We start from the raw sequence: 17,952 nt of genomic DNA, 5'->3' as shown, positions 1-17,952 counted from the left end.
ACCTGACCATGCCTCATCAAACCGCCAACAAGACCCCCGTGATCACCCGCCTGCAAGTGGTACCCGTGGCGGGGCACGACGACATGCTACTCAACCTCAGCGGCGCCCACGGCCCTTACTTCACCCGCAACATTCTGATCCTCGAGGACAATGCCGGACACACCGGGGTTGGCGAGGTGCCCGGCGGCGAAGCCATCCGCCAGACCCTGGAGGATGCCCGAGCACTGGTGGTCGGCCAGGGCATCGGCCACTACCAGAAGGTTCTCAACGGCGTACGCAAGGCCTTCGCCGAACGCGACGCCGGCGGCCGCGGCCTGCAGACCTTCGACTTGCGCGTCACCGTGCACGCGGTCACCGCCCTGGAGTCGGCACTGCTCGACCTGCTCGGCCAGCACCTGGAGGTTCCAGTCGCCGCGCTGCTGGGCGAAGGGCAACAACGCGATGCGGTGGAAATGCTCGGCTACCTGTTCTTCGTCGGCGACCAGGCGCAGACCAACCTGCCCTATCGCCGTGAACAGGATGCCGACAACGACTGGTTCCGTGTGCGCCACGAGAAAGCCCTGACCCCCGAGGCCGTGGTACGCCTGGCCGAGGCTGCGCACAGCCGCTACGGCTTCAAGGACTTCAAGCTCAAGGGCGGCGTGCTGCGCGGCGACGAAGAGATCGAAGCGGTCACCGCCCTGGCCGAGCGCTTCCCGGATGCGCGCATCACCCTCGACCCGAACGGTGCCTGGTCGCTGCAGGAAGCCATTCGCCTGTGCCGAGACCAGCACCATGTGCTGGCCTACGCCGAAGACCCCTGCGGCGCCGAGAACGGTTACTCCGGTCGCGAAGTGATGGCCGAGTTCCGCCGCGCCACCGGACTGCGCACCGCCACCAACATGATCGCCACCGACTGGCGGCAGATGGGCCACGCCATCTTGCTGCAATCGGTGGACATTCCCCTGGCCGATCCGCATTTCTGGACCCTGCAAGGCTCGGTGCGGGTGGCGCAGATGTGTCACGAATGGGGCCTGACCTGGGGCTCGCACTCCAACAACCATTTCGACATCTCCCTGGCGATGTTCACCCACGTCGGCGCCGCCGCCCCGGGTGCCATCACCGCCCTGGATACCCACTGGATCTGGCAGGACGGCCAGCGCCTGACCAAGGAACCCTTCAAGATCGAGGACGGCAAGATCGCCGTGCCGAACAAGCCAGGCCTGGGCGTGGAACTGGATATGGAGCAACTGCATGAAGCCCATGAGCTTTACAAAAACAGGGGCCTGGGGGCACGTGACGATGCCGCCGCCATGCAGTTCCTGATTCCGGGGTGGCGCTTCAACAACAAGCAGCCGTGCCTGGTGCGCTGAACCGGGTCACTGCATATCCACGTGAGGCGACGGTTTGTCAGGGCAGGTTACGGGGGGTAGAATTGCGCCCCCTCAGCAAGGACGGCAGCCCCCATGAGCGGTTTCAATCATAAGGATGGGCACTACCTGGCAGTCGATGGCGCGCAGATCTACGTCGAGCAGCAGGGCACGCCTGACGGCCCGGCCCTGATCCTCCTGCACGGTGGCCTCGGCGACATGCAGACATTCAATGCCATCGCCCCGCATCTCGGCCAGCGCCACCGCCTGATCGGCATCGACAGCCGCGGCCAGGGCAAATCCACCCTCGGCTCGCTGCCACTGACCTACGCGCGCCTGCAGCGGGATGTGGAAGCGGTGATCCGCCACCTGCAGCTCTCTCGCTTCAGCGTCATCGGTCACAGCGACGGCGCCATCGTCGCGTTGCGCCTTGCGGCCGCAGGCGCCAGCCGACCGCGGCGCCTGGTCACGCTCGGCGCGCACTGGGCACTGGAAAAGGACGAGCCGACACGCGCCCGGTATGCCGGCATGACCGCCAGCGCCTGGCGCGAGCGCTTCCCCGGGAGCGTGGCACGCTACCAGGCCCTCAACCCGCAGGCGGATTTCGACCGCTTGATGGACGCGGTGCGTCAGCTGTGGCTCGACGACGGGGCGACGGGCTACCCCGGCGAGGCGATACGCGACATCGGCGCCGAGCTGCTGGTTATCCATGGCGATAACGATCCCCTGGTCGCACGTGCCCACGCCCTCGGCCTGGCCGAGCGGGTCGCCTCGGCGAAGCTGCTCAACCTGCCATTCGCCGGCCACTCGGTGCATGAGGAGCGCCCCGACTGGTTGCTGCCGGTTCTGGAGCTGTTCCTCCAGGAGGCGTCGTAGCGCGCCGACGACCAAGCCGTCGACCTCGCAGCGCTAGGAGCCCACGGGCCGGCATGCAAGGCGCTGGCCGTGCCCGAAATGCCCTGGATGTGAAATGAGCCTCGAGATTCTGCTGCACCTGCCCCTCGTACTGCTGTACCTGCTTCTCGCGCTGTTGCCCCTGGCCCTGATCGCGGCCTTGCTCGGGAGGGTGCGTGCGCAGGCACGCTCAGGCAGCGTATCACCGGGCCTGAAAAGAATATCGAAGACCTCCGGAATCCTGGTGTTCTTCGGCGGTGCCGCGTATCGCACGGCGTGCTACTTCGATGCGGACCGCTTTGTGATGAAAGGCGAGAATGGCGACAAGACCATACCCTTGCATGCCATCAGAGCGGTCACTCGAACCCGTGTCGAAATCAATGGGCGGTCGCTCTGGAAAGTGCTCTTCGACGAGGGCGGCGAGACCGGCAGCGTGGAATTCCTTCACAATTTCACGGTGTTCAACAGGGATTTCGTCCGTTTCCTGGTCGCCGTCGAGCGGGCCAGCCCCACGGCGACGGTCGACAAGCTGACCCTGTTCACCCTCTAGGCCGACGGGCCAAGGTCACAGGCTCAGCGCGTCACCTGCTGGTTGCCCATGGCGCAGAAGCTCTGGGACTGCTTTGCGGCAGGCAAGGCACGCAGTTGCGTGGTGCACTGGGCCTGGCTGGACGTTCTGCTCACGCTGAGCACCGACGTCTCATCGACCTGGATCAGGTAAGGCCGGTCATAGCGCGGCCCGTCGTACCAGTCGCTGATGCTCAGGTCGCTGTAGGCGCAGCGATAACGCATATGCCCCGTGAACCCCTTGAACATATCGCGCCGGAAGATGTGGTGATACTGCTGCCAGTCACGCTCGCGCTGCCCCTTGCGCACGGCGTCGAGGCATCCTTGCAGCTCGGTGATCTGTGGCTCATGAAGGAAGATGCTCTGGGCCAGGTTGGAGCCATCCAGGTGCACCGTCGCGATCAGATAAACCTGCCGTTCGGCAGCCTGAGCGCTCGCGCCCACCAGTGCCGCCAGAACCAACATCCCTGCCTTGATCAATGTAGTGCTCCTGAAAGATCTCATCGTACCCACGGCTTGTGTCAGCCACGCCGTCACGAAAATATGCAACGAGACTCAGCCTCCACGGCTCCCAGCTGGCCCCTCGAATCAGCATGCCCATCGATGTCCTCTGATTCTGCCCTACCCCCGCCGCGCCTTGAAGAATGCTTTCAACACCGCCCCGCATTCCTCCGCCAGCAACCCGCCTTCGACCAGCACGCGGTGGTTGAGAAAGCCCTGGTCGAAGAACTGCCCGCGACTCACCGCCATGCCGGCGCGGGGCTCGCTGGCCCCGAAGACCACGCGCTGTACCCGCGAGTGGACGATCAGGCCGGCGCACATGGCGCAGGGCTCCAGGGTCACGTAAAGGGTGCTGCCCGGCAGGCGGTAGTTGCTGACGGCCCGGGAAGCGGCGCGAACGGCGACCATCTCGGCATGGGCGCTGGGGTCGTGGGTGGAGATCGGGCAATTGAAGCCGCGGCCGATCACCTCGCCGCCCTGCACCAGCACGGCGCCGACCGGTACCTCGCCGAGCTCGGCGCCTTTTCCTGCAAGCTCCAGCGCTTCACGCATGAAGCGCTCGTCGTGACTGCGGTCGATGATCAGCGGAGCTCTCACGTCAGGCGATCTCGATGGCGGCCATCAGGCCGGTTTCCATATGGTCGATGACGTGGCAATGGAACATCCACACGCCGGGATTATCGGCCACGAAGGCGATACGCGCAGTCTCGTTCTTGCCGAGCAGGAAGGTGTCGGTGTAGTAGGGCTCGATCGTGCGGCGGTTGGAGTCCAGCACCTTGAAGATCAGCCCGTGCAGGTGGATCGGGTGCTGGTACTGGGCCATGTTGCGCAGCACGAAGATGTAGTGACCGTCCTTCTTCAGGCTGGCGATGGGGCGATCGGCGCAGGTCCTGTCGTTGATGTCCCAGGCCTGGCCGTTGATCTGCCAGTACTTGTAGCGGCCTGCGGCTTCATCGGCCGGGGATGCCAATGACGCCGCCCACTCGAAGTTGAAGCGCAGGGTCTCGGCGCGCTGCAGATCCGGTTCGGCCACCGGGTTGGCCGGCAATGCGGGCGGCCATTGCCCCGCCGCTTCGCTGCTGGCAACGGACTTGATGGTGGCCAGGCGCAGTGGCCCGTTGCGCAGAGACAACTCCTGGCTGCCGACGTCCGGGACCTTGAGCGCCAGGTCGATGCGCATGCCAGGACCCAGCCAGTATTCCTTGCCCAGCGGGCGCGGCTGGATCGGGTTGCCGTCCAAGGCATAGATGCGAGCATCGCCCTTGGGCAGGTTGAGACGGTAGGTGATAGTGCTGTCGACGTTGATCAGGCGCAGGCGTACCACCTGCCCGGCCGGCAGTTCCAGGATCGGCAACGAGGTGCCGTTGATGGTCGACAGACGCCCACGGGTGCCCTCGCGGGCAGCCTCACGGGGTACGCTGAATTCGCTGAATGCTCCCTGCTCGTCCACGTGCCAGCTCTTCAGGCACAGGGTGCGCTCGTGCTGGAAGCCGGTGGGTTCGCGCTCCTCGATGATCAGTGGGCCGACCAGCCCGCGACCCAGTTGCCTGGCGCTCGACTCGTGGGGGTGGTACCAGTAGCTGCCGGCATCCGGGGTGACGAAACGGTAATCGAAGTATTCGCCCGGTAGCACTGGAGCCTGGGACACGTAGGGCACACCGTCCATCTCCAGCGGCAGGCGGATGCCGTGCCAGTGAATGGTGGTGGGCTCGGGCAGGTGATTGATGAAGCGCACCCGCAATTCGTCACCCTGACGGCAACGCAGCTCGACGCCGGGGGCCTGGCCACCGAACGTCCAGGCGGGCGTGACATGACCGGGCACCAGTTCGATGTCGTGGGGCGCGGCGATCAACTCGTAATCATGGGTCTTGCGGTCGAACGGGCGCCCCAGCCAATAACGCGCGCCGCCAGCGCCGAGGCCGACGACGCCCAGACCGAGCAAACCGCCCAATACCTGTCTGCGGGTGAAACTCATGAAGCCTGCTCCTGAAGCGGGACTGCGATAACGCTAATCAGGTCTGATCGGATACGCCTCTGCGGACGCTGGAGAGCTGCGAACGATACACCTTGCAAGCGAGGGCGTTAAGGCTGCACCGCTGGAATGTGCCCGACCGGACGTCTTCGCGTGATCAGGCAGTCGATATGGCAGTAGGGTGGATCGGGGCGCGTAGCCGACGCTCTTTTCATCCCCCATGGCTATCGCAGGACAGTGCACGAATCCGATGCCCCACGCCCTGGCTATGTGCGCCGATAGGCCCGCGTGGTCAGCAGATACACCGGCAACCCCGACACCAGTACGATCAGCGCGGCATAAGGCGCGGCGCCGGCATACTCCAGGTTGCCGGTGTGCGACCAGACCTTGGTCGCCAGGGTCTCCAGGCCGGTGGGGCCGAGGATCAGGGTAGTGGTCAGCTCTTTCATGCAGTCCAGAAATACCAGCACGAAGCCCGCTCCGATGGCGGGCGAGATAATCGGCAAGGTGACCCTCAGGAAGGTGGCGATCGGGGTATGCCCCAGGGTGCGTGCAGCCTCTTCCAGTTGCGGCGAAGCCTTTTCCAGTGCCACGCGGATCGGCCCTTGAGCCATGGGCATGAACAACAGCGCATAGGCCACCAGCAGCAGTATGCTGGTCTGGTACAGCGCAGGCACGTAGCCAAGGGCGAAGAACACCAGCGACAGGGCAATCACCAGGCCCGGCAAGGCGTGCAGCAGGTACGGCAAGCGATCCGCCAGCGTCGCCATGCGGCCGTAGTAGCGCACCACCACCAGGCACACCGGCAGCGCCAGCAGGCAACTGAGCAAGGCCCCCCCGAAGGAATAGCTCAGCGACGCCCAGAGTGTCTCGACGATTTCCACCACCGGAAAGCTGGCCGAACTGCCCTCGACGATCCAGAACCCCAGCATCACCAGCGGTACCCCGCAGCCGATGGCCACCAGCGCCAGCAACAGCACCTGAGCCAGCACACGCCAGCGGCCCAGGCGTATCCGTGCCGCGCTGCGGGCCACGCCCTGCCCGGTACGTGCATAGCCACGCCCGCGCAGGCGGAACTCGCCCCACAGCAACAGCATGCACAGCGCCAGCAGCAGCGCGGACAGCATGGCCGCATTGCTGCCACTGAACTCCAGCTCGAACTGCTGGTAGATGGCGGTGGTGAAGGTCTGGTAGCGCATGATCGACGGTGCGCCGAACTCGACCAGCATATGCACCGCCACCAGCAGGCTGGTGGCCATCAGCACCGGGCGCAGCAGCGGCAGCGTGACCCGCCAGAACACCTGGCGGCGACTGCAACCGAGCATCCGTGCCGACTCTTCGAGGGCCGGGTCGAGATTGCGCAGCACCGCGACCACCGGCAGGTAGATCAGCGGGTATTTCGACAGCACCATGACCAGCACCGTGCCGCCCAGGCCCTCGAACATCGGGCTGATCGACACCCAGGTGAAGCCGCTGACGAACGAGGGAATGGCGAACGGCAGGCACAGCAGCACGTTCCACTGCCGGCGCCAACGCAGATCGCTACGCTCCACCAGCCAGGCCAGGGCCAGGCCGATCAGCGCGCAGCCCAGGGTCACCAGCACCATCAGCTTCAGGGTATTGGCCAGCAAGCCGAATACGAACGGCCGCCAGAGCAGCGCGAAAGCTTCATGCGGCCCGACCTGCGCGGCGCGGGCGACCACGAAGAACAGCGGCAGCGCGGCAAGCAGCAGCAAGGCCAGCACCGGAATCTGCAGCCAGATCGGCGGTGCCTTGCGCCGCCGCGCGGGAACGCTTACCGGGGGAAGCGGCAGCTGGGGGGTTACCGCCTGGGGCTGCATGCTCAGTTCATTCCCACTTCGCGCTGCAGCTCCAGCGCATCCTCGGCCAGGCCGATCTGCGCGGCGGTGATGGCCGGCGGCTTGAGCTGGTCATAGGGCTTGAGCAGCGGATCGGCCGGCACCTTGGGGTTGACCGGGTACTCGGCAGACTGGGTGAGCACGGCCTGCTGGCCTTCCTCACTGATCATGAAAGCGAGAAATTGCTGAGCTTCTTTCGGATGTTTGCTGGCCTTGACCACGGCTGCCCCGGACACGCTCGACAGGCCGCCCGCATCGCCATCGGCGAAGTAGTGCAGCCTGGATTTCAACTCGCCCTTCTCTTTCTTCAAGGCCGTCCAATAGTAGCTGTTGACCAGCGCGGCACCGACCTCACCATTCTCCACCGCCTTCATGGCGATGACGTTGTTGGTGTAGGTGCCACCGAAGGCCTTGAGCCCGGTCAGCCACTCTTCGGCAGCCTCGCGACCATTGAGGCGGATCACCGCTGCCGTCTGGCCAAGGAACTCGCCGCTGCTCGGCACGAAGGCGATCTTGCCCGCCCACTCGGGGTCGGCCACTTCCAGCACGCTTTTCGGCAGTTCGGCCTGGCTGACCAGATCCGGGTTATAGGCCAGCACGCGCACCCGCGAGGTGATGCCGATCCAGTTGCCATTGTCGTCGGAGAACTTGGCATCGATCTGCGACAGGGTGCTGTCATCCACCTTGGCCAGCAGGCCCTGGCTGCCGAGCTTGATCAGCGGCGGTGCCTCTTCGGTGTAGATGATGTCTGCCGGCGAGCGCTCGCCTTCTTCGGCAATCTGGTTGGCCAACTGGCCGCCACCGCCCTTGCGGATCAGCACCTTGATGCCGGTTTTCTTCTCGAACGCAGCCGCCACCGCTTTGCCGGTGGCCTCGTGCTGGCCGTTGTACAGCGTCAGGGTCACGGCATCGTCGGCATGCACAGCACCGGCGAACAGCAGGGAGGACAGAAGACCCGCGGCAATCGCACGCGCCAGACCGGTTACTCGATGAGCCGACATTGACCGTTTCCTCAAACAAAATAATCGTCGAGAGCGATGTTCGGTATCGCTCGTGATAGCCAGAAGGGGAACCGCCACGGAGGCGGACACAAAAAGTTACCGGTGATTATACGATCCAACTGCGGCTGATTCTCAAGAAATGCATGCATGGGTCACGCAGGGGGCAAGCGTCATCCCTCACTCGACAACCTACTAAAAGCAAGTTACTAATAGTAGGAACCCACTGCTGGAGCTGACCCATGCATGCCCTTATCGTCGTTGCACACCCGGACAAACACTCCCTGACCCACGCGATCGCTACAGGTATCGCCGATGGGCTTGCCAGCACGGAGGCCAGGCACTCGATCGAATTGGCCGATCTGGCTGCCGAAGGGTTCGACCCACGTTTCAACGAAACGGATATCGCCCTGTTCCAGAAAAAGGCGCCAGCGCCGGCAGACGTCGCCGCCGAACACGCTCGGCTCGAGCGGGCCGACGCGCTGGTGCTGGTCTACCCGATTTACTGGTGGTCCTTCCCTGCCCTGCTCAAGGGCTGGATCGACCGCGTGTTCACCAACGGCTGGGCGTATGAAGAGGCCGACAACGGCAAGGTGGTGAAAAAGCTGCAGCACCTGCAGGTCCATCTGGTGGCCATTGGTGGTGCCGACGCAGGCACCTTCACCCGTCACGGCTATGACCAGGCGATGAAGACGCAGATCGACCACGGCATCTTCGATTACTGTGGCGCACCGGTCAGCACATCGCGATTTCTGTTGGCCTCGGATCCCGGCTTCCCGCAAGCGCATCTGGAGACGGCGCAGGCGATTGGCCGTAAGCTGTTCGCCGAACAATCCTGAAACGCCCCGGAGCATCGATGAGTTCGCAGTCTGCCGTATCGCCACGTCGCCGCCTGCCCCGGGAGGAGCGCACGCGCCAGCTTCTGGAAGTGGCCTGGCAGTTGATCGGTGATGAAGGCACGGATGCCCTGACGCTGGGCAATCTGGCTGAAGCGGCGGGCGTGACCAAACCGGTGGTGTACGACCACTTCGGCACCCGTAACGGCCTGCTGTCGGCGCTCTATCAGGATTACGACGAGCGCCAGACCAGGATCTTCGACGCGGCCATCGAAGCCGCTGCCGCCAACCTGCAGGACAAGAGTCGCGTCATCGCCGCCAGCTACGTCGATTGCGTGCTGACCCAGGGACGAGAAATATCCGATGTGGTGGCCGCCCTCAACGGCTCCCCGGAACTGGCAGCGGTGAAAAAGCGCTATCAGCACGCCTTTATCGAAAAGTGCGCGGCGATACTGGCGCCCTTCTGCGCCCACGGAGGCACGTCGCCAGCCGGCATGTGGGCCATGCTCGGCGCCGCCGACTCGCTCTCGGATGCAGCCGTTGCCGGCGACATCAGCGAAGAGCAGGCCCAGGATGAGCTGCAGGCGGTGATTCTCGGAATGGTCGAGCGAAGCCGCCAGGGTGGCAAGGCGCAGCCGGAACCCTCGGCCGGCTGAACGGCCATCCAGGGATAAGGATCCGCCCGCCCGTGCCAAAAGCGCTTGGCAGCGCGCTCCCGGGCGACGAGACTCAGGCCTGTTTTCACCCCAGCGAGGTATTTGCGGATGATCGATTTCAATAACAAAGGCTTCTTCAAGCTCAAGCAGAACGACGAATACGCCCAGCGCGTCAGCGCCTTGCTGCTGGAAAACGAGCAGGTGATCGACGCCTACAAATCCATGCGCGACGGCGTGGTGTTCACCAACAAGCGCATCATCGCGGTGAACGTGCAGGGCCTGACCGGCAGCAAGAAGGACTTCACCTCCCTGCCCTACAAGAATATCGTCGCCTATTCGATCGAAACCTCTGGCACCTTCGATCTCGACTCGGAACTGGAGATCCATTTCTCGTCACTCGGCAAAGTGAAGTTCGAGTTCACCGGCAAGACGGCGATAGTGGAAATCTCCAAACTTATCTCGGCGCATATTTTTGGCTGACGCTGGCAAACCACACTAGTTGCGATACCCGGAAAACTGAAAAAGGCGCGAATCGCCAATCGATTCGCGCCTTTTTCATTAGCGGTATATTGCGTTGGCGCCTGGCATCAATGGAGGCCGACGACAATCACGGAACATCGCCCGAGCATTATGAAACCGCTCGGGCGACGATCTACCGGATTACCAGTTGTAACTTACCTTGGCCGTGATTTCGCGGCCTGGATTGTAGTAGTTGGCGGTACCGGAGCCGACCACATGCTGCTCGTCGAGCAGGTTGCTGACGTTAAGCGCCAGGTCGGTGCCTTTGGCGATGTTGTAGTTGAACGCGGCATCGTACAGCGTGGTTGCTTCGCTTTTGCCGGTGTTGAAGGCATTGAAATAGTAAGAGCCGGTGTAACGGGCACCCAACCCGACATCCATTTTCGTGCCCGGCACACTGTAGTAAGTCCAGAGCGACGCGGAATGCCGTGGCGTTACTTCGAACTCATTGCCTTTGATGGAGACGATGCCCGAACCACTCTGCAGCGCACCACGGGTCACGTCCGACTTCATGTAGGAGTATCCACCAACCAGGCTCAGATTCTCGGTCAGCTCAGCCTTTGCCTCCAGGTCGAGGCCACGCACATTCGTCTCACCAACAGTCTGCTGCTGAATTCCGCCACCAGGTACGACAACGGCAATAGATACGTTCTCCTGCGTCAGGTCGTAGATGGCAGCCGAGAACAGCGCATTCATACCCATTGGAGAGTACTTCACGCCAGCTTCATACTGCTTGCCACGCTTCGGGGTAACGCCGATTTCGGGTGGCGAAACAGACTCCACCATACTGACGTAAGTGGAAACCTCGTCGGTAACGATGTAAGTCAGCGCGCCACGATAAGAGGTTTCGGAAAAGCTGTCGCTATCGTCAAACTCTGGAATGGTGTTGAAGTTATTGAAGCCCTTGCTGGATAAATCCATGGAGTCGTTACGTACACCAGCAGTGACGATAAAACGCTCATAGAACGACAAGTTCTGCTGCAGGAAAACCGCTTTGGTAGTGTACTCGCGCTTGTCGCGCAGATAGGGCTGCAACCCAACAGGTGCGCCCGTGTAGACGGGGTTGGTCACGCTGATCGGGCCAACACCTTGATAGATGGAGCTGCTGTCAGACGAAGAATCGCCGTACTCCACTCCTACCATGGTGCTGCTGTCGATGTTCTCGAAGCGGGCGTCATATTGCAGCATCAGGTTGCCATTGAGCTGCTCTGCTTCGCTATCAGTGCCGAAAGCGTCACGCCCTAGCGTGTCACCGGTGCGAACACCGTTCAGATAGACATAACCGAAATCATCCGTCAGCTCGCTGTAACGCAGGTTGCTGCGCAGAACGAAACCATTGTCGAAGTCGTGGCTGAAGCTGCCATTGATATTGGTGCGTTCGACTTCATGGAAGTTGTAGCCAGGCTCACCGAAGAAGTCGCTGCGGTCGTACTCCCGATCCAGCGGGTAACCACCACTGTTTGGCGTGCTCTTGGTCTTGAGATGATCCACGACCAAGGTCGCAGAGGTAAAGGCAGTCGGTGCCCAGGTGAGCCCGCCCATGACCAGACCGTTGTCGTCACGGGAGTGATCGTACTCGCGGTCGCTGTCCTGAAGCTTGCCGGTGAAGCGGTAGGCAAGGGTCTGATCCGCATTCAAAGAATCACCAACGTCGATGCCAGTTTCCTTGTGGTTGAAGGAACCATAGGTTGCATAGACCTGCCCGAACTTCTCGAAGCGCGGTTTCTTGGTCACGAAGTTCACCGAGCCACCTGGATCGGCCGCGCCAAACAGTGTGGAGTTTGCGCCGCGCAGCACCTCGACACGCTCATAGGCGAATGGGTCTTCACGGACGCCACGCATCGAACCAAGGGTCAGACCATCGCGATAAGTGGTGGCCTGAAAGCCGCGGATCTTGAAATAGTCGTTACGGTCATCAGTGCCGTAGTAGTCGGTGATGATGCCCGGTGTGTATTGCAGGAGCTCTTCGGTAGTACTGACGCTGCGCTGCTCGATTTCTTTTTGCGTGATCACGGACACGGAAGCCGGTGTGTTGAGGATGCTGGTAGCCACCTTGCCGCCCACCCAGAGTTCCTGAGCGACTACCGAGTTGGCATCGTCACTCGCCGCAGCCTTGGAGTTCACGATGATCGGTGCGAGGCGATAGCTCTCCTCCTCCCCGATGGTGATCGCCTCCTGGGCATTCACACCGAGGGGAACAGCCACCAGCGGGGCGCAGAACATAGCTGCCGTCGCGGCACGCTGCCAGGAGGCGTGTGCGTTGATAACCCCGTTTTTACTATCGGTCATGCTCAAGATCCTTGGATTGTTTGCGGGCTTGCGCCGCTAGCCCTGTTCAGCGTTGTCGCGACGACTCGGCAGAGATCGTACAACTCATGATATTCAAAAATAGCTATCACAACGATAGTCATTCACATACAGGCCGGATTCGCCGGTGAATCCCGCCACTCTTTTTCAAAAAGATCCGGACAGGAACGCAGCTCGACGGTTTGATCAAGGAGAGCGCTGCCTCGCGGTACGCAGCGCAGCTGGAAAATGCCGAGCGCAGAATGGAAAAAGCCCGCAATCGAGCGGGCTTCTGGTTATTGTTAACAGTGACTACCAACAGCTCTCAGAGCGGGATTATCCACAACCATCATCGCCGAGTGATCGAACGCCGCTCTGGCCAACGCCGTGCGCTGGTGTCGACGATGGATCAGGCTGTGCTCGAACGACGCCTCAGCAATTGGGAGGGTGTGGGTGAGTTCGCTCAGCGTGGCAGCATGAGCGAGGGGCCAGACGGCGAAGTCCGACAGCCCCGCGTACAGAATATTGCCAGCGCGGGCGAGATCCTCGAAGCAATTGCTCGGAGTGGCCGAATCGATAGGTATCCGCCAAGTCGATGAAATTTCCACCTGCGTCGGCATAGGTATCGAACCCTGCGTTGCTGACATCGGGGTCGGCGCCGTGCCCCAACGGGACATCGCCAAAGCTTCACGTCGAAAAAGGCTATTCAATGAGTTCGGGCCGGATGCCACTCGAGGCGAAACTACCCGAGTGATCATCCAGCCCGACGCTGCAGTTTCGGTCAGAAGCGGACGGTCACCCCCGCGTTAACCGAGTGGAAACGCGTGTCGGAACCGAACTGTCCTTGATAGGACAGGCCCAGATCAGTCTGTTGATTCAAGCGTAGTTTCGCCCCCACTTCAGTCAGAGCCGTGTCGCGGGTCTGGGCGACACCTTGCACTTCGAAGTTTGGACCGCCTGCAAAGGACTGAACGTTTCGCGGATCCAGATCACCATAGGCACGCCGCCATCCCAATGAGCCGTAGAGCTGCGTATCGAGGTTCGCTACACGGGCGTTCGTCGACGCGCGCAGGCCCAGCGTTGAGAAGACGGTGTCCTGCTTGTCGCTGGACACGTCCAGAGCAGCCGCCCCGCCTTTTTCGTGCATATCCTTGGCATCGTAGCGCACGTAGGAAAGGCCGGCGAAAGGCTCCAGCACCACGCGGTCAACGGGTATGCGGTAGGCCACTTCGCCACTTGCCTGCAGCGATTGGGCGTCGCGCTTGCCGGTCAGGCGATCACTGAACCCGGCAAAAGCGACATTCCGCTCGCTCTCCAGACGGTGCCAGGTGTAACCGACATCTGCGCTGAGGCGCAGGGCGTCGATCTCGCCACCGGTATAGAGACCAAGATGATAGTTGTCGCTGTGACCCTCGGCATCACTGTCATCGGCATCGAACTTCGAACGGCTGTAGCCGCCATAGACGCCACCGCGCCAATCCGGGGTGAAACTACCATCGGCACCGAACAGCAGGCCGCCCGTGCTTTGGTGCAGACCGCCGGCGCCGTTGCCGCCGCCTACCTTGGTCCAGTTGCCGAATGGCTGCACCCAGGCGCCATTTTCGCTAGGTGGTGTGCTGGGCATCAGGCTCATTGCCATGGCTGGCATGCGCAACGTCCCGCTATCCAGAAGACTGCGCACACGAGTCCCGACCACTCCGGACACCACTTGGCTATTGGCGATCAGCGCAGTCGAGGTGCTGCCGTGATAGTCCCCGGATAGCTGATCTGCTGCATTACGCGCGCTTTCGGCATCCAGAATCAGCAGGTTGTTATAGAGGCGCAGGGATTCGCCGCTTTGCTCCAATACACTCAGCGCGCCAGCTGTATTGAACTGGTTTTCGGTCAGCATGACTGTCTGGAAAATGCCCAGAGTAGGCTCTGGTGTTGGTGTTGGTGTTGGTGTCGGCTCTGGCGTCGGGGTCGGTTCAGGGGTAGGCTCTGGAGTCGGAGTCGGAGTCGGAGTCGGAGTCGGCTCTGGCGTCGGCTCTGGCGTCGGGGTCGGCTCCGGGGTCGGTGTAGGCGCTGTGCTTTTTTGCTCGATGGTCAGGTTCAAATCATTGGCAGTACGCTGCAGTCCGACATTCAGGAACGCCGAATTGGTAAACGCCTGGGCATAGGCGGTTCCTGAGGCGGCGCCGTCGACCAAGCCGCCTTGCGCGGAGAGCAAGGTGTAGGTCCTGCCGCTCTGATAACTCTGCGCTGAATCCAGTGCGGTCACGTTGACCTGCGTACCGCGCAGGGTGGCCGTGCCGCTCACGTTGATTCGATCTGCGCCGCCGTCGCCAGCGATATCGGCCGCGTAACGTGAGCCGGCAGCCATGTCGAGGTTGCCTTGTATGGACAGCGCACCGATGGCGCTTTCACCTGGCGATAACGTACCGCCGGCCGCCACTTCGGTAGTGCCCACTTGACCGACACCGGCCAGAACGCCTCCGTCCAATACTTGGGTGCTGTTGGTGTAGACCCCGAATTCGTTACGCCCCACAGTGCCGTTGACCACGAGGGTGCCGTTGCCTACGCTCAACCGCGAAAGGCTTTGGGTAGTGGCCGTATTGCCGCGCTGATTGACTTGGTCGACGTTACCCGACAGTACGAGTCGCCCGCCGCGCACAACGACACTACCGGCCAGCCCGGTAAGGTCGCCGCTCAGGGTGGTATTGCCGTTGAACGCATACACTCGGCCCGTTCCGCTCAACGTGTTGGCGACTTGCAGATCGGTGTCCGTATGGTTGAACGCCAGGTGCCCGTTGACGGTACCGAAGCGAATGGCGGTTTGTGGGTCCAGCCGGCCGGCCGCCTGAGCGGCTCCGGCGGTCACGGAATCGATATCGGAACGGTTGGGATCGGCCACGACCGAGCCGCCTACGGCAAGTGTGCCCCGTGTCGCACTGTTGATGTCGTTTATGGTGCTGATGAGGATACCGTTAGTGGCGCTCAACTCGGCACCGTCGGAAAGTGTCAGGTAGGTGCGGGTGGTGCCGGTGCCGAGCGTCATGCTTTGCGTTGTCAGGCGTGTGCCTTGTCCGGAAATAGTCACCTGATTACTGCGGTTGACAACGGCCGAGCCCAACAAGAGTGAGTCGGTCGTCAGTACGGCGCCATTCTCGAGCGTAAGATCGTTTCTGTTTCTGAAAACACCGCTGTTGTCCCAGCGGGTTCCAGCATCGGAGAGCCTGACGACGGAGTCGATGTCGACCTGCTGGCTGTTGATTTTCCCGCCATCATTGGCCGTTATGCCCGACCTGTAGACAAATACCCCACCGGCCTCGATATTGACCGCGTCGACCAGGGAGTTCTGGCCACTCACGAGCAGTTGGGCGTTCGAAAATGCGTTGGAGAGGGCACCGTTCACATCACCCAGATCCAGATCCCGCACCGACACCTGGCCCCCGTTGCGAACGGTCAGGTCGCCTTGACCGACACCACCGACAACGATCGTGTTACCCAGCACAAATGAAGTGCGGGGCACGATCCAGCGCGAACCCGCCCCTTCGACCAACACGCTGGCCTGGGCCGGATTGACGCCCGTACGGCTGGCTTGGCCAACAATGTTGCCGCCTTCGCTGGTCACGGTTGCGCCGCTGTTGATAGTGAGGCTGGAGGTGTTGCCGTCAGTTGACCGAACGTTGATCGAGCCATCGATTACGCGGTCGCTGCTGAAGGTTTCCTGACCATCGGTGAGAATGTAGTCCGCTGCCTGAGCCTCCGACAGCAATGCAAGAGTAATCGCAAAAGCAAGAGGGGATATTCTGAACAAGGGATTCATAGCGACTCCAGATACTCCATAAAGGCCACGAAGGTGGCTGCTCAGCCCCGAGGGCTAAGCGTTTCCGTTAGGCAGGTTGCTAACGATGGGAGTATCAGGAGGCGCAGTTGCAATGGATATAGCATGCATGCACTAGGTTTGGTGCATAAGCCCGGACAGTTGTACGGCGCGGTGACAGGTCGGAGGGCAGCCTGGCAGCGACCTGCCGGAGCGCTTCAGCCCATAACCAGAGGCATGCTGACCACGCTCGATCGGCGGAGGAACATCTCCGTCACAATCTCGCGAGAACACACGACCGCTGCTGGCGCTCCTCGCTCCGAGGCCGCATCGGTCAACGTTCACAAATGCTCATGCTGACTCCACCCGTTTCCGATTATCGGATTGCAGCCTGAGCTCGCGCTCGTAAACAGATCGGCGCAGCTCACGCCATCTGATATCCGCTTGGCCATTCTTCTGCAGCCTTGCTACGGCCTTGGCACACGTCTTCTATTTGGCGGGTGAGCGACGAGCCGAAACCATCTTTCAGCTTCAACCAAGCGCTTCTTAGCTAGCGCAATCGTGACGTATCCACGCCATAACGACCGAGCATTAAAAACCAAAAGCCCGCAATCAAGCGGGCTTCGGGGTATTTCCTGCTACAGGGTGCCAGCCGATGCTGGCAGTGGGATCACTCCCACTCGATCATCAACAAGCCACGCAAGTCCGCGTGGTTAAAGGATTTGCAGTGATCGACATGGGCCGCTACCGTCGCGTTTACCGTCAGAAACGCCCATCTTTCGCTGGCGCGGAAGATGGAGCGAATTGCGGGGCGTCGATTCTTTCAGGCCCGTAGTCAATCAGTTTGAAGAATACAGGAAGTCCAGTCGGTAGATCAGCACTTCGTCCGACGGCGCAGAGCTCGTAGGTTTCATACAACCTCTCTTCGACATGCATGTATCGCTCCTCATACGCCCCGCAGGACACTCCAACCGACTCGGTTCACGACGATCAAAACCAGACGATCCTGCACGCCAAATATTCGCTCAATACGATGTGCACGAAGTTGCCATCTGACTGCCCCACCAAATAGCGATAGCGTCCGCCCTGCACGTCGATCCAGTTATCGATAATTCGTTCTCCCGATGGAATCGCACACATGAAAGCCCTGGAACCGAGCTCCGGCCAGGTAGTGATGACGTCGGACTCTGGACATTCGAAGAATTCGCGGTGCTCATGGCTCATGAGAGCAAGAGGCATCACATGGATCTCATCGGGGTCAACCAACTCCTGAACGCCCAACTCGTAATCCAGATGACCACGCGCCAACTTAACGACGACATTTCGGACACGATCCATGTTCGGCTGCCAAGTCTTCTGGCCATCTTCGTTCGTGGACAGCGCGGCTCGGATCCTGCTAGCCAGCAGTGGTACCGCACGAAGAATCCTGCTCACATTCGCCCTCTTCACGCCGGGCGGATCTGCCGTGCCGCAGATGACGCACTCGATGAAGCAGGCCAGATACTGTTCGTCCAGCGAGAAAGACCGGTTGCACTCAGCGCAGGCAGGTACGACGGGCAGATCCGCGGGGAACGGTTCATCCAGCAGGACCTTCGACGGACAATGATCTCGTGTCGTCGGTTCAGCACCGCAGTACACACAATAGCCAGTGAGACGTTTGTCCACAAAGAGTTTTCGAGGGTCGTTCATGCGAAGTCAGAGCCTTAGCAC

General features: G+C 61.5%; 14 protein-coding genes and 1 pseudogene. 6 read left to right on the top strand and 9 right to left on the bottom strand.

What is annotated here, in order from left to right; genetic code table 11:
* The first annotated feature begins 8 nt into the window (after window positions 1-8).
* From gudD to BLR94_RS11640, 3 genes are all read left to right on the top strand, one after another.
* Entirely contained in the window at window positions 9-1,352 is a 1,344-nt protein-coding gene (gene gudD / locus BLR94_RS11650) for a glucarate dehydratase (protein ID WP_084304918.1), read from the top strand.
* Between the two features lie 93 nt (window positions 1,353-1,445).
* The gene (locus BLR94_RS11645) at window positions 1,446-2,225 is read left to right on the top strand and encodes an alpha/beta fold hydrolase (protein ID WP_084304917.1); all 780 of its coding nucleotides are present in this window, start codon (window positions 1,446-1,448) and stop codon (window positions 2,223-2,225) included.
* A gap of 94 nt (window positions 2,226-2,319) precedes the next feature.
* Entirely contained in the window at window positions 2,320-2,793 is a 474-nt protein-coding gene (locus BLR94_RS11640) for a hypothetical protein (protein ID WP_084304916.1), read from the top strand.
* Between the two features lie 23 nt (window positions 2,794-2,816).
* On the opposite strand, the gene BLR94_RS11635 is transcribed toward BLR94_RS11640, so the two are convergent.
* The 5 genes from BLR94_RS11635 to BLR94_RS11615 form a co-directional block, all read right to left on the bottom strand.
* Entirely contained in the window at window positions 2,817-3,275 is a 459-nt protein-coding gene (locus BLR94_RS11635; RefSeq protein ID WP_084304984.1) for a hypothetical protein, read from the bottom strand.
* Between the two features lie 156 nt (window positions 3,276-3,431).
* Window positions 3,432-3,908, bottom strand: coding sequence for a tRNA adenosine(34) deaminase TadA (tadA, locus tag BLR94_RS11630; RefSeq protein ID WP_084304915.1), 477 nt, complete (start codon window positions 3,906-3,908; stop codon window positions 3,432-3,434).
* A 1-nt stretch (window position 3,909) separates the two neighbouring features.
* Window positions 3,910-5,286 carry a multicopper oxidase family protein gene (locus BLR94_RS11625; protein ID WP_084304914.1) on the bottom strand — a complete coding sequence of 459 codons (1,377 nt, stop codon included), beginning with the start codon at window positions 5,284-5,286 and terminating at the stop codon, window positions 3,910-3,912.
* A gap of 263 nt (window positions 5,287-5,549) precedes the next feature.
* Window positions 5,550-7,124 carry an ABC transporter permease gene (locus BLR94_RS11620; protein WP_084304913.1) on the bottom strand — a complete coding sequence of 525 codons (1,575 nt, stop codon included), beginning with the start codon at window positions 7,122-7,124 and terminating at the stop codon, window positions 5,550-5,552.
* A 2-nt stretch (window positions 7,125-7,126) separates the two neighbouring features.
* Window positions 7,127-8,143 carry an extracellular solute-binding protein gene (locus BLR94_RS11615; protein WP_084304912.1) on the bottom strand — a complete coding sequence of 339 codons (1,017 nt, stop codon included), beginning with the start codon at window positions 8,141-8,143 and terminating at the stop codon, window positions 7,127-7,129.
* Between the two features lie 239 nt (window positions 8,144-8,382).
* Between BLR94_RS11615 and BLR94_RS11610 the strand changes: the two genes are divergently transcribed.
* The 3 genes from BLR94_RS11610 to BLR94_RS11600 all read left to right on the top strand — a co-directional run bounded on the left by BLR94_RS11610 (window position 8,383) and on the right by BLR94_RS11600 (window position 10,112).
* Window positions 8,383-8,979: an NAD(P)H-dependent oxidoreductase gene (locus BLR94_RS11610; RefSeq protein ID WP_084304911.1), complete on the top strand. Its 597-nt coding sequence runs from the start codon at window positions 8,383-8,385 to the stop codon at window positions 8,977-8,979.
* A gap of 17 nt (window positions 8,980-8,996) precedes the next feature.
* Window positions 8,997-9,632 (top strand): TetR/AcrR family transcriptional regulator, encoded by a 636-nt coding sequence (locus BLR94_RS11605; RefSeq protein ID WP_084304910.1) that lies wholly within the window; start codon window positions 8,997-8,999, stop codon window positions 9,630-9,632.
* A 108-nt stretch (window positions 9,633-9,740) separates the two neighbouring features.
* Window positions 9,741-10,112, top strand: coding sequence for a PH domain-containing protein (locus BLR94_RS11600; protein WP_084304909.1), 372 nt, complete (start codon window positions 9,741-9,743; stop codon window positions 10,110-10,112).
* 180 nt (window positions 10,113-10,292) lie between these two features.
* On the opposite strand, the gene BLR94_RS11595 is transcribed toward BLR94_RS11600, so the two are convergent.
* The 4 genes and pseudogenes from BLR94_RS11595 to BLR94_RS11580 all read right to left on the bottom strand — a co-directional run bounded on the left by BLR94_RS11595 (window position 10,293) and on the right by BLR94_RS11580 (window position 17,931).
* Window positions 10,293-12,374: a TonB-dependent siderophore receptor gene (locus BLR94_RS11595; RefSeq protein WP_420492680.1), complete on the bottom strand. Its 2,082-nt coding sequence runs from the start codon at window positions 12,372-12,374 to the stop codon at window positions 10,293-10,295.
* A 464-nt stretch (window positions 12,375-12,838) separates the two neighbouring features.
* Window positions 12,839-13,103 (bottom strand): annotated as a pseudogene (locus tag BLR94_RS11590) (hypothetical protein); the annotation flags it as partial.
* Window positions 13,104-13,218: 115 nt separating this feature from the next.
* Window positions 13,219-16,164, bottom strand: a complete 2,946-nt coding sequence (locus tag BLR94_RS11585) for an autotransporter outer membrane beta-barrel domain-containing protein (RefSeq protein ID WP_084304983.1) — start codon at window positions 16,162-16,164, stop codon at window positions 13,219-13,221.
* A 1,068-nt stretch (window positions 16,165-17,232) separates the two neighbouring features.
* Window positions 17,233-17,931 carry a hypothetical protein gene (locus BLR94_RS11580; protein WP_090423696.1) on the bottom strand — a complete coding sequence of 233 codons (699 nt, stop codon included), beginning with the start codon at window positions 17,929-17,931 and terminating at the stop codon, window positions 17,233-17,235.
* Window positions 17,932-17,952 lie beyond the last annotated feature (21 nt).

The organism is Phytopseudomonas flavescens, from assembly GCF_900100535.1.
Lineage (GTDB): Bacteria > Pseudomonadota > Gammaproteobacteria > Pseudomonadales > Pseudomonadaceae > Aquipseudomonas > Aquipseudomonas flavescens.
This window is presented reverse-complemented; position numbering and strand designations above follow the sequence as displayed.

Excerpts from the sequence above, each read along its gene's own strand:
- gudD (WP_084304918.1), top strand. The coding sequence starts at position 9 with ATGCCTCATCAAACCGCCAACAAGACCCCCGTGATCACCCGCCTGCAA.
- BLR94_RS11645 (WP_084304917.1), top strand. The coding sequence starts at position 1,446 with ATGAGCGGTTTCAATCATAAGGATGGGCACTACCTGGCAGTCGATGGC.
- BLR94_RS11640 (WP_084304916.1), top strand. The coding sequence starts at position 2,320 with ATGAGCCTCGAGATTCTGCTGCACCTGCCCCTCGTACTGCTGTACCTG.
- BLR94_RS11635 (WP_084304984.1), bottom strand. The coding sequence starts at position 3,275 with ATGTTGGTTCTGGCGGCACTGGTGGGCGCGAGCGCTCAGGCTGCCGAA.
- BLR94_RS11625 (WP_084304914.1), bottom strand. The coding sequence starts at position 5,286 with ATGAGTTTCACCCGCAGACAGGTATTGGGCGGTTTGCTCGGTCTGGGC.
- BLR94_RS11620 (WP_084304913.1), bottom strand. The coding sequence starts at position 7,124 with ATGCAGCCCCAGGCGGTAACCCCCCAGCTGCCGCTTCCCCCGGTAAGC.
- BLR94_RS11615 (WP_084304912.1), bottom strand. The coding sequence starts at position 8,143 with ATGTCGGCTCATCGAGTAACCGGTCTGGCGCGTGCGATTGCCGCGGGT.
- BLR94_RS11610 (WP_084304911.1), top strand. The coding sequence starts at position 8,383 with ATGCATGCCCTTATCGTCGTTGCACACCCGGACAAACACTCCCTGACC.
- BLR94_RS11605 (WP_084304910.1), top strand. The coding sequence starts at position 8,997 with ATGAGTTCGCAGTCTGCCGTATCGCCACGTCGCCGCCTGCCCCGGGAG.
- BLR94_RS11600 (WP_084304909.1), top strand. The coding sequence starts at position 9,741 with ATGATCGATTTCAATAACAAAGGCTTCTTCAAGCTCAAGCAGAACGAC.
- BLR94_RS11595 (WP_420492680.1), bottom strand. The coding sequence starts at position 12,374 with ATGTTCTGCGCCCCGCTGGTGGCTGTTCCCCTCGGTGTGAATGCCCAG.
- BLR94_RS11580 (WP_090423696.1), bottom strand. The coding sequence starts at position 17,931 with ATGAACGACCCTCGAAAACTCTTTGTGGACAAACGTCTCACTGGCTAT.